Raw genomic sequence first — 11,127 nt, forward strand, 5'->3', positions numbered from 1 at the left:
GCGTCAGGTGGCGCTTAGGAGTTTCCGTGCTTCATCGCCCACCGTGGTGGTTGTCAGGTGCCAGCCGGTGTAGAGGGTAAAGGGGTGGGAAGATCCCACCAGCCCTTGGGCTTGGGGCCGCGCCTCCTCATCTCCCGTGCGGGCGGCAAAGAGCAGGGCAAGGCCTTGTTTGACGGGGTCCGTGGAGCGGAGGTGGCCCCTGACATCGGCCAGGGCAGGCCTCACCTTTTCAGGGTCTGCTTCGGCGAGCCTGCAGAGCCCCCAGAGTGCCCCGCGTTGAAGGATTTCGTGTTCCAGGAAGTTCCCCTCTTCACTGACATAAGAGCAGAGGATACGGTGGTACTCATCGGCGAGCAGCCGGTTGACGGCCGTGATCTCTCCCATGGCCTCGGGCGCTCCCCATCCGATCCCCCCGGACTCGTCGTTTAAGGTCCACATCAGGCGTCGCATCACCACACGCGCCTCTTCCAGATTTTCCCCTGCCAGGGCATCGGTAACCATCCCCAGGGAGGTTACGGCCCGCCATCTGATCTCCTCCTGTCGATCACAGAATAAGCCGATGAGGGGGCTCACCAGTCGCCTTAATGGGTGGCTGAGGAGTTCCGCCTTGACGTTATCGTGCGTGCCTTCCAGAAGGAGGGTGCGAAGGGTGCGTTTGATCTCCCGTCCACCGGGGGTGTCGTTGTCGGTCATGGGACCTCCTCGAAAAGGCTTCCCCTCCGGCGAGGCCGCCGAAGGCGAGCGGATCATGATTCGGCGCTTTTGGCCTTGACGGTCTCACCGATGAGGACACCGTAGTCAAAGCACGCCTTCAAGGCCTCGGGGTCGGGAACGTAGAGGGTGCGCAGGCCGTCGTCGATGCGCTCGAATCCCATGGTGTCCAGCTCGTTGTTGAGGAGCTTCACCGCTTCGCCGCTCCAGCCGTAGGAACCAAAGGCAGCCCCGAGTTTGCCCTTGGGCTTGAGGCCTTTCATGTAAGACAGAACATCGCAGAGGGTGGGGAAGATCCCGTTGTTGAGGGTGGGAGATCCCACCACCAGGGCCCTGGCGTCCATGAGTTCGGTCATGATATCGCTTCGGTGCCAGTTGCGGACGCTCATGGGGATGACCTCGACACCGGTGGAGCGGGTGCCGTCCACGATTTTGCGGGCCATTTTTTCCGTGGAGTTCCACATGGTGTCGTACATGACGATCACCTTCTCTCTGTTCTCCTGACGGGCCCAGGAGGCGTAACGGTCCAGAATCATCTCCGGGTTTTTCCGCCAGAGGATTCCATGGTCCGGGCAGATCATGTTGAGGGGCAGGTCCATGGACTCAATGGATTCCAGGAGCTTTTCCACCCTGGGGGCAAAGGGCAGGAGGATGTTGGCAAAATACTTTTTGGCATGCTCGAAGAGCCCTTCGCCCATTTCGTCATCAAAGTTTTCGTGGGACGCGTAGTGCTGGCCGAAGGCGTCGCTGGAAAAAAGGATGCCGTCCTCTTTAAGGTAGGTGAACATGCTGTCCGGCCAGTGGAGCATGCGGGTTTCGATGAAGCTCAAGGTGCGCTTGCCCAGTTTGATCTCCGTGCCCGGTTTGACCACGTTCAGGTTGATCTTTTTACCGTTGAAGTGGGCGGCAAGGGCTTTTTCTCCCATTTTGGAGCAGTAGACGGGGGTCTCTTCTCCGATGAGGTGAAGGACCCGGGGCAGGGCGCCGGAGTGATCCATCTCCGCATGGTTGCTGATGATCATATCGATTCGCTTGGGATCGATGACCTTGCGGATGTTCTCCATGAACTGATGGGTGAAGGGTTCCTTGACCGTGTCGATGAGCACCACCTTGTCGTCATCGACGATAAGAAAGGCGTTGTAGGTGGTCCCCATGTAGGTGGAGTACCCGTGAAAGTCTCTGATGTTCCAATCCTTGACACCCACATCGTAGATGCCTTCGGCGATTTTAAGTGGTCTCATGGCTTGCTGTCGTCCTTTTTGTTTCCGGATGGAAAACCCGGATCCCCGTGCGAACATGGCCGAGGGAATCCGGGTTGAGGATACCCGGGGATCACTCCCGGGGTGTTACCTGTTACACTTCTTCAAACTCAGATTTTCCCACACCGCAGACGGGGCAGAGCCAGTCTTCGGGAAGATCTTCAAAGGCGGTTCCAGCCTCAATTCCGTTTTCGGCGTCTCCCTCTTCCGGGTCGTAGATATAACCGCATACCGTGCACTCGTACTTTTTCATCGGATCACCTCACTTGGGTTGTTGGTTGGGTGTGGTTCGGTTTAAAAAAAACCGTCTGTTATTTGTCAAAATAGCGTTTCAAAAGCCCGGCAAAGGCCTGGCCGTGTCTTGCTTCATCCTTGCACATCTCGTGAACGGTGTCGTGGATGGCATCCAGGTTGAGCTGTTTGGCCCGGGTGGCAAGGTCTTTTTTGCCCTGGCAGGCTCCGTGCTCGGCATCCACGCGAACCTGAAGGTTGGTGCGGGTGTCCGCCGCCACCACCTCGCCCAGGAGCTCTGCGAATTTGGCCGCGTGCTCCGCCTCTTCAAAGGCGATGCGTTTGTAGGCTTCGGCCACTTCCGGGTAGCCCTCCCGATCGGCCTGACGGCTCATGGCGAGGTACATGCCCACTTCGGTGCACTCTCCGGTGAAGTTGGCGCGGAGCCCTTCGATGATTTCGGGGTCCACCCCTTTGGCCACGCCGATGACGTGTTCATCGGCCCAGGCCAGGGTGCCGCCGGCGCCCTGCTCCTTGAATTTCTCCTTGGGGGCCTTGCACTGGGGACAGTGGTCCGGGGGCACATCCCCTTCGTGGATGTAACCGCAGACGGTGCATCCCCACTTGGCGGTCGCCTTTTCTTCGGCAACTTCCTTGAATTTGTCGGAAGGAACGCCGCACTGGGGGCAGGCTTCAGGGGGAGTGTTTCCTTCGTGGACATAACCGCATACCGCACAGACAAACGTTTTCATTTCTGCTTTTGCTCCTTTGTTTCCGTTCAGTTTTCGCTCCACGTCGCTTCGCTCAGATGGGCTCAAGGGGTGAGCCCCGGCAAGGAGTGTTTGTATCTCGTTAAAATGGTCGATGTTTCCCACCATCTGGCATCCCGTCAGGCATCCCTGCTGGAAAACAATTTTTTTATACGTGCATTCATCGCTTCGGATGATGGACTCTTCGGTGCCTTCAGCGTCCACGCTTCCCACCGATGCAAGGTAGATTCCCGTGACCTTGAGCATGGTGGCAAAGGCAGGCTCGCGGTAGCTGGCTTCGTGTCCGCTCATGTTAAGGCCTGCGATGCGTCCCTGGGCAAGGCCCGTGGACCAGATGCCGTGGACGGTGCCGTTGAAAAGAGCGCAGTCTCCGGCAGCGTAGACGCCTTCAAGGGGGGTCTCCATGGCCTCGTTAACAGGAATCCCCTGCTGTGAGGGGAGCCCCGATGCCTCGGCAATGTCTGAGACCGGCCGGATACCGGCGGAGATCAGGACCATGTCCGCCGGGACCAGGGTGCCCGAGGAGGTGATGACCCCCGTGACCTGCTGCTGGCCGGTGATCTCTCTGGCCGCCGTGCCCGTGTGAAACTGAAATCCCTGTGCCACCATTTTTTCCATGAGCAGTTCGGCGCCCTTTGCGTCGAGCTGCCTCGGGAGGATCCGGTGGGCATACTCCAGAACCGTCACCTTCTTCCCCCGTTTGATCAGGGCGTGCCCTGCTTCAAGGCCCAGGAGCCCGCCGCCGATGATCACCACATTGTTGACCTCCGGGGCGCGGGCAAGGATTCGCCGTGCATCGTCAATGCTGCGAAGGGTAACGACTCCTTTTTTCCGAACTCCATCGATGTCCGGGATGTGGGGGCGCCCTCCGGGCCCAGCCTGGATACCTTATCCCAGCCGATGGTCGTGCCCTCTGCCGTAAGGGCCGTGCGGCTGTCGGGGTCGAGGTGCGTGATGCGTGTGCCCGTGGTCAGGTCGATCCTGTGGGCGGCGTACCACTCCGGGTCCACCCCGGGGAGCTCTGTCTCGGGGAGGTCCCCCGAGATGTAGTCGCAGAGGCGAATACGGTTGTAAAAAGGAGCCTCTTCGTCGGTCACCATGGTGATGCTGCCGGTGGGATCGTTGTCCCGAATCGTTTCCGCTGCGGTCATTCCGGCGATGCCGCTTCCGATGATCAGGTATCGTTGCATGATGTGTCCGTTGTCTCAGTTGGGCGCGTTACGCACCGGGGGCCCCTGGATGGTGAAGCGGGGCGGCTCATGGGGATTTCACTAAAGCATCTTGCGTGCCAAAATTTTTGGTAAAATCAAAAACTGCCGATTTTACGTTGGTTCCGGGCCGGTTCATGCCTTGTCGGTCTGTTGCCGGGATGGATCCTTCTGTATCAGGGCCTCCCGAATGGATCGAATTGTCTCATTCTCCGTGTGAGACACCCGTGGTTGCGGGTTTAAAGGGTCGGCAGGAGTTTGCGGACCCTGGTTTCCACCTGGCGGATGAGGGCCAGGGCTTCGTCGTCGTTTTCCGGAGGTGCAGAAGGCAGGTCCCAGGTAATATCGGCGGTTACCGCCGGGTTGTCGTTAAGGGAGCCGTCCATGTCCACCGTGAGGGTGGGGGAAAAGGTCTCCAGAGTCTCCTGGAGGGCGAAAACAGGGATGTACCGGATGTCCGTTTTCCTTCGTTCCATCCAGGCATCGCATCGGGCCTTGAGCTGGGGCGCGGGCTCGGTCCCTGCGTGGCTCACCCAGGTGGTGGATGGCGAAAGGGACATGGCAACGGCCCAGGCAATGCGGCTTTTAACTGCACCGTCCTTGCATACAAAAAGAAGGTGGTGCTTTGGGGGGAACAGGGGGCCTGCGGCGAGGTCGGCGGCTGCGTGGACCCTTTTTTCGGTATCGGAGCGCTCGGCAAGGGCACCCTTGCCTTCGGCCCCGCGAAAGGTGAGGGCCCCTGCGTAGGTGGCGTCGATGGCATCGAAAAAGTAGCGGGAGTTGAGGACAAAGGCGGTGAAGAGGTCGTCCCCGTGGGTGGCGGCCGAAGAGAGGATATAGCCCCGGCGTCTTTTCTTGCCGGGGTCGCTCAGCTTGAGCCGGTACTTGCGCGACCAGAACATCTGGCCCCGGTCCATGGCGGATTTCAACTGGCCGGACGGCCCGTAAAAGTAAACCGGTGAGGCCATGACGATCACCTCGGCCCGGCGGATCAGGGGGGCGATTTTCAGGGCGTAGTCATCTTCAAAGATACACCAGCCGCTTTTTTCACACGATCCGCAGCCGATGCAGAACGCGAATTTCATTTGAGGAATGGGAAGGGTCTCGGTCTGAAAGCCACGATGTTTCAGACGGTTGAGGAAGAGACCCAGGGTGTGGTTGTTGTTGCCCCCTTTTCTAGGGCTTCCCTGCAGGCCCACTGCTAACATCTGGCGATTCCTTCTTTTGGTGATGAAAGAGAAGCCCGGATCCCGGCGAGGGCGGACATGCCCTTGGCGTAAGGGGCGGGATACGACGGGCGCTGGCGTTTATTTGCCGTGGAATCAGTGCGATAAAGCGTTTGTGTTATTATAGCAGTCGGTGAGGCATTTTCAAGGCGGTTCTGTAAAAATGGCCGACCCGTCCCGGTACGGCGGGCTCACCGGATTCCCTTGGATTCCGTGCACAAGGCCAGCTGCCCCCCGGTGAGCCGGTAGACCCGATCAGCCAGGCGGGCGACCTGGGCATCGGAGTGGGACACCAGCAGGATGGTGCAGTCTCCTTTGAGGGCCAGGAGCTGGGCCTCGATGTGGTCCCGGCTTTGTGAGTCCAGGGCGGAGGTGGGTTCATCCAGAAGAAGGATCTCCGGCTCGGTGACCAGGGCACGGGCCAGGGCGTTGCTGCTGGCCTCCGGAGAGGTGTGTCGCCGGGGTGTGCAGACGCTCCTTGACCTCTTCCCAGAGCCCTGCCCGGGTCAGGGCCCCTTCACTCGCGGACCTCTTCGTTTCGATTCCTGCAAAGGAGAGGGGCAGGGCGGCATTCTTAAAGATGGTAAAGGGAAGGGGCGTCGGAGCCTGGAAGACCATGGCCGCTTTGCGCCTCAGGGCGGGCAGGTCGAGGCCGGGGCCCAGCAGGTCCACCTCCCCGTCGGTAAAACTGGCCCTGGCCGAGCCCTTGGCCCGGGCCCCCTCTTCGGCGGACCAGAGGCGGTTGATGACGGAAAGCAGGGTAGATTTTCCTTCCCCGGAGGGGCCGGTGACGGCCGTAAGGGATCCCTCGGGGACCTCCATGGAGACGTTATCCAGGATGGTATGGGGACCATAGTAAAAGGAGAGGTCGCGGATGGTTAGTTTCATGGGGCGTCTGCGGCTTTCTTATGTGTTGGAGGGTTCGGTGCCAAGGCGCTTGGCGATCCATGCGGAGAGGCCGAAAAGCCCGGCACAGAGCAGCAGGAGGATCAGGGCGGCGCCGTAGCCCCTGGCAAGCTCCTCAGGGCCTGAATACTCCGAGGCGATGGTAAAGACGCTAAAGGAGAGGGCCTCGAATCGCCCGAAGAGGGCGTAGGGCACCCCGGCCGAGGCCACCACTCCGGTGAGCATGATGGCGGCGGTGTCTTCGGCACATCGCCCCAGGGCCAGGATGGCCCCCCGGAAAATTCCCGGAGCGGCCATGGGCAGGTAGACCCTGTAGATGGCCTGGACTTGGGTGGCCCCCATGGCCTCGACGGCCCGTCGGGTGTCCGGGCCGATGGCTGCCAGGGCCAGCTGGGTGTTTCGCACGATGCCCGGAAGGACCAGCACCGCAAGGCTGATGGCGGCCACGCACAGCCCGGGTCCGAGGCGGCCGTTGCTGATTTTGTGGAGAAGGACGGCAAAGGAGAACCCGAAGAGCCCCACCACGATGGACGGAACCCCGGCCAGGGTGTCGATACACAGGGAAAGGGCCGCTTTGGCCTTAGGGCTGCCGAAGTGGCAGAGCCAGATGCCGGTGAGGACCCCTGCCGGAAGGGCCAGGGCCACGGCCAGGAGCACCAGGCAGAGGGTGCCGCAGATGGCCGGGAAGAGCCCGTCAAAGACCCGGGTGGCAAGGGTGAGGGCCTCCCAGGGGGGCACGTCTCCGAAGATGAGGGACACCTTCAGGGCAGGCAACCCCTTGAGGACGATGTACCCCAGAAAGCAGCCTGCTCCGCCCACAAGGGCCAGGGTGGCCACGAGGGCGAATCCGTATAAAAGGGCTCGTTTGAGACGGCTCATGCTTCCGGCCCCCGGGAGAGCCGCCTCACCAGCAGGGTGAGGACAAAGACCAACAGGTAGAGCAACAGGCCGCAGGCAAAGACCGAGCGGAACTCCGGGCTGTCGAAGTCCGCGGCCATGACCAGGGCGATGTGGCTGGTGAGGGTACGGGCCGGTCCCAGGGGGTCGGTGGGGGCCAGCACGGCGTTGCCCGCCAGCATCAGGGCGATGAGGGTGTCCCCGGCGGCCCGGCCCAGGCCCAGAAGCAGGGCCCCTGCCATGGCCCGGGAGGCCTGGGGCAGAAGAAGGGTCCACACGGTCTCTTCCGGGGTGGCGCCCATGGCCGCAAAGCTGCGCAGCCACGCCCGGGGCACGGCATCAAAGGCGGTGATGAGGATGAGGATCATGGTGGGGCTGATGAGCAGGGCCAGCACGAGGACGGCGGCCACCACCGAGAAGCCGGAGCCCCGCTCCCCCAGCTGCCGGATGAGGGGCACCAGGAGAAAGACGGCGGAAAAACCGTAGACCACCGTGGGGATGCCGGTCATGAAACCGGCCAGGGCCTTGAGGACCTTGCGAAGGCGAACCGGGGCCAGGTGGGTGGCAAAACAGGCAAAACCAAGGCTCATGGGAAAGGCCAGGAGCGTTGCGGGAAGGGCAACGGCCAGGGTGCCTCCCACCATGGGAAGGATGCCGAAGCGGCCCTGGTCCGGCTGCCAGATCGGGGCCAGCAGGGTGGACAGGGCCTCGGTTTTCAGAAGGGGCAGCGCCAGCCAGCCCATGAACCCGAAGATGGCAAGGGTCAGGCCCATGGTGACGAAGGCGGCCCCGGAGGCCGCCTTTTCACCAATGAGCTCGTGGGCTCTCCGGCGTGGCGTCATTACCCCTTCACCGGAATAAAGCCTTTGGCGGCAATGATCTCCTGTCCTCGGGGGGAGTAGAGGGCATCGATGAACGCCTTGGCAAGGCCGGTGGCCTCCCCTTTGGTGTTGCTGTAAAGACCCCGGGCAATGGGGTAGGCGCCGGATTTCACGTTGGCCAGGGTGGGGGCGGTGCCGTCAATGGCAAGGCCTGCCACTGAGGCGTCCAAGTGGCCCACGGAGAGGTAGCCGATGCCGTAGGGGTCTCCTGAAAGGGCGCTTTTCATGGCGCCGTTGGACTTGACGAAGTTGGCTCTGGGGTGGATCTCACCCTTGCCCAGGGCCTTTTTCCAGAAGACCGACCGGGTGCCGCTGGAGGCGTCTCGGGTGTAGAGGTTGATGGCACGGTCCGGGCCGCCCAGCTCCTTCCAGTTGGCAAGGGTACCGGCGTAGATGGCCCGCAGCTGATCGCTGGTGAGGGCGCGGACCGGGTTGTCCGGGTGCACGGCCACGGCCACGCCGTCCACGGCCCACCGGTGGAGGACCAGGCCGTATTTTTTGATCTCGTTGGGTTTCGGGGACCTGCCCGAGTTGCCGATGGTTACGATGCCTTCGCCCACCTGCTTGATGCCGAGGCCGGAACCGCCGCCTGCAATGGAGATCCGCACGGCCGGAGCGGCCTTCATGATCTCGGTGGAGAGGGTTTTCATGACGGGGATGTGGGCTGTGCCGCCGGAGATGGCAAGTTCTCCTTTCAAGGGGGCAAAAGCATTCCAGTTGTCTGCCTGGACGTCGGTTGTCAGCGGAGAAAGGGTCCAGGCCAGAAGGGCCGCAAGGATAAAGATGCCACGTTTCACGGGTCGCCTCCTTTGGCGTTTCAGTGATGGTTTTTCCGTATGCGTCATAGTACTATAAAGGGTGAGAGATTCAGCTACCACAAGCGCCCCTCTTCCTCAAATCGATTGATTCAATACAACCTCCCCTTCGTATAGACAAGATCCATGACCATCCCGGTACTTGTGGCCCCGGCCTCGCCGCTGACCACAAGGTGCCTGCCGCAACCGACATCAGGGGGTAACCCGATGACGCAAGAGAGAGTCGAATCCCGACCCTTCCATGAGCTGGACAGCCTCTGGCATGCCATACAGGGGCGCTGGACCATGAACTTTTCACCGGTGGCCACAGGGCTGGCCTTCAGCGACTGGCTCCTTCACCTGGCCAACTCACCCGGGACCCAGGCCACGTTGTGGCTCCGGTTCTGGGAGCTGGCCGCCGAGGCCTTAGATGAAAGGTCACGTCCCCCGGCCGATGCCACGGAGCTTTCGGATCGGGACCGATCGCGCTGCCGGTGCGACGATCCTGTCTGGGAGTCGGAACCCTACCTCTCCATGCGCGTGATCTACGAGAAGGGCTGCCGCTGGTGGGAGTCCTATGCCACGGATGTGCCGGGCATGAAGCCCAGGCACAAGGCGTTTATCTCCTTTCTCGGCCGGGAGATGCTGGCCTTTTTTTCTCCCTGCAATCACCTGTGGACCAACCCGGAGCTCATGCGCCTCACCGCGGAAGAGGGGGGAGCCAACCTTGCCCGTGGGGGGCTTTTCTGGGCGGAGGACATGCTGCGCCTCTGGGGCTGGCCCGTGCCCCGGGACGAACCCGCGCTTTCCGTGGGAAAGGACCTGGCCGTCACCCCCGGAGAGGTCATCTACCGCAACCGCCTCATGGAGCTCATCCAGTACCGCCCCGCCACCGGGGAGGTGGTGGACAACCCCGTGCTCATCATCCCGGCCTGGATCATGAAGTACTACATCCTCGATCTCTCCCCGGAAAACTCCATGGTGAAATACCTGGTGGACCAGGGACACACCGTGTTCATGGTTTCCTGGAAGAACCCGGGGTACGAGGACCGGGAGACCGACCTGGAGGACTATATCGAGCTGGGGGTTATGGAGGCCGTGGACAAGATAGAGGAGGTGATCCCCGGCAAAAAGGCCCATGCCGTGGGTTACTGTCTGGGGGGCACCGTCCTTGCCATGGCTGCCTCGGCCATGGCACGGGATGGGGACGACCGCCTAAAAAGCCTCACCCTCCTTGCCGCCCAGACCGACTTCAGCGAGGCCGGGGAGCTGATGCTCTTCATCGGCCATGCCCAGTTGAGTTTCCTGGAGGACATCATTCACTTTCAGGGCTACCTGGATACCGGGCAGATGGCCGCCGCCTTTCAGATGCTCAGGGCTTACGACCTCATCTGGGGTACCTGGGTGACCCGCTACCTCATGGGCAGGCGCGAGCCCTTAAATGATTTGATGACCTGGAACGCCGACGCCACACGCATGCCGAGCCGCATGCACTGCCGCTACCTTCGGGACCTGTTCCTGAATAACGACTTTTCCGAGGGGCGCTTTCAAGTCAAAGGACGCCCGGTGGTGATCAGCGACATCCACGAACCGGTCTTCCTCGTGGCCACGGAACAGGACCACGTGGCCCCCTGGACCTCGGTCTACAAGTTCCACCTCTCTTCAGACGCCCGCTCCGTCACCTTTGTCCTCACCCGGGGCGGCCACAACGCAGGCATCGTCAGCGAACCCGGACACCCCGGCCGCAGATACCGCATCGCCACCATCAGGGAAGGACAGCGCTACATGCCCCCGGGCCACTGGTACCACGACACCCCGGTGAAGGAAGGCTCCTGGTGGATCGACTGGCAGCGATGGCTCCTGGCAGGGTCCGGGAAAAAGGGGACTCCCCCGCCCATGGGCCGGTTTACAGGCACAGGAGAAGGCTGCCCCGCCCCGGGACGATACGTGTTCGGACGGTAGTCATGGGCGTACATTCCTTTTATGGTAACGTGAGTGGAGAAAGCAGGCCTCCGGCGGCAAGGGGCTGAGCCCCTTGACCCCAGGGTCGCGAATGCTCCCGGCCTTCGTTCCTCAGGCCGATCACATTCGCTGACGGGCTACGCCCGTAACAGGGGCTGTGGATCACAACGATCTCCACGCATTCACCATAAAGCCCCAAGAAGAATCAGTGATGTCCGGTTAGGTCTTTGCACGTGGCTTTTTACGCTTTTTTGATCGTTTTTTATTGACCACTATATCTTT

At 61.5% G+C, this 11,127-nt stretch carries 11 protein-coding genes; 1 reads left to right on the top strand and 10 read right to left on the bottom strand.

Annotated elements, in window-relative coordinates:
• Window positions 1–3 precede the first annotated feature (3 nt).
• The 10 genes from ACOYW2_RS00760 to ACOYW2_RS00805 all read right to left on the bottom strand — a co-directional run bounded on the left by ACOYW2_RS00760 (window position 4) and on the right by ACOYW2_RS00805 (window position 8,886).
• Complete coding sequence (locus ACOYW2_RS00760) at window positions 4–693, bottom strand: DVU0298 family protein (protein WP_482769039.1); 690 nt, start codon at window positions 691–693, stop codon at window positions 4–6.
• A 53-nt stretch (window positions 694–746) separates the two neighbouring features.
• On the bottom strand, window positions 747–1,952 hold the full coding sequence (locus tag ACOYW2_RS00765) for an FprA family A-type flavoprotein (RefSeq protein ID WP_482769040.1): 1,206 nt from the start codon (window positions 1,950–1,952) through the stop codon (window positions 747–749).
• 112 nt (window positions 1,953–2,064) lie between these two features.
• Window positions 2,065–2,223, bottom strand: coding sequence for a rubredoxin (gene rd / locus ACOYW2_RS00770; RefSeq protein WP_482414803.1), 159 nt, complete (start codon window positions 2,221–2,223; stop codon window positions 2,065–2,067).
• Window positions 2,224–2,281: 58 nt separating this feature from the next.
• The gene (locus ACOYW2_RS00775) at window positions 2,282–3,826 is read right to left on the bottom strand and encodes an FAD-dependent oxidoreductase (protein WP_482770961.1); all 1,545 of its coding nucleotides are present in this window, start codon (window positions 3,824–3,826) and stop codon (window positions 2,282–2,284) included.
• Window positions 3,721–4,161, bottom strand: a complete 441-nt coding sequence (locus ACOYW2_RS00780) for an FAD-dependent oxidoreductase (protein WP_482769041.1) — start codon at window positions 4,159–4,161, stop codon at window positions 3,721–3,723. Before ACOYW2_RS00780 ends, ACOYW2_RS00775 begins: the two co-directional genes overlap by 106 nt.
• Window positions 4,162–4,418: 257 nt before the next feature.
• Entirely contained in the window at window positions 4,419–5,387 is a 969-nt protein-coding gene (locus ACOYW2_RS00785) for a flavodoxin family protein (protein WP_482414805.1), read from the bottom strand.
• Window positions 5,388–5,783: 396 nt separating this feature from the next.
• Window positions 5,784–6,293 carry an ATP-binding cassette domain-containing protein gene (locus ACOYW2_RS00790; protein WP_482769042.1) on the bottom strand — a complete coding sequence of 170 codons (510 nt, stop codon included), beginning with the start codon at window positions 6,291–6,293 and terminating at the stop codon, window positions 5,784–5,786.
• An 18-nt stretch (window positions 6,294–6,311) separates the two neighbouring features.
• On the bottom strand, window positions 6,312–7,190 hold the full coding sequence (locus ACOYW2_RS00795) for a PstA family ABC transporter permease (RefSeq protein ID WP_482769043.1): 879 nt from the start codon (window positions 7,188–7,190) through the stop codon (window positions 6,312–6,314).
• Window positions 7,187–8,050, bottom strand: coding sequence for a PstC family ABC transporter permease (locus ACOYW2_RS00800; protein ID WP_482769044.1), 864 nt, complete (start codon window positions 8,048–8,050; stop codon window positions 7,187–7,189). Before ACOYW2_RS00800 ends, ACOYW2_RS00795 begins: the two co-directional genes overlap by 4 nt.
• A complete protein-coding gene (locus ACOYW2_RS00805; RefSeq protein WP_482421304.1) occupies window positions 8,050–8,886 on the bottom strand; it encodes a phosphate ABC transporter substrate-binding protein in 837 nt (278 codons plus the stop codon). Before ACOYW2_RS00805 ends, ACOYW2_RS00800 begins: the two co-directional genes overlap by 1 nt.
• Window positions 8,887–9,111: 225 nt before the next feature.
• Between ACOYW2_RS00805 and ACOYW2_RS00810 the strand changes: the two genes are divergently transcribed.
• Complete coding sequence (locus ACOYW2_RS00810) at window positions 9,112–10,845, top strand: PHA/PHB synthase family protein (RefSeq protein WP_482769045.1); 1,734 nt, start codon at window positions 9,112–9,114, stop codon at window positions 10,843–10,845.
• The last annotated feature ends 282 nt before the right edge of the window (window positions 10,846–11,127 follow it).

This window comes from Desulfoluna sp. CLI2B (genome assembly GCF_056847375.1).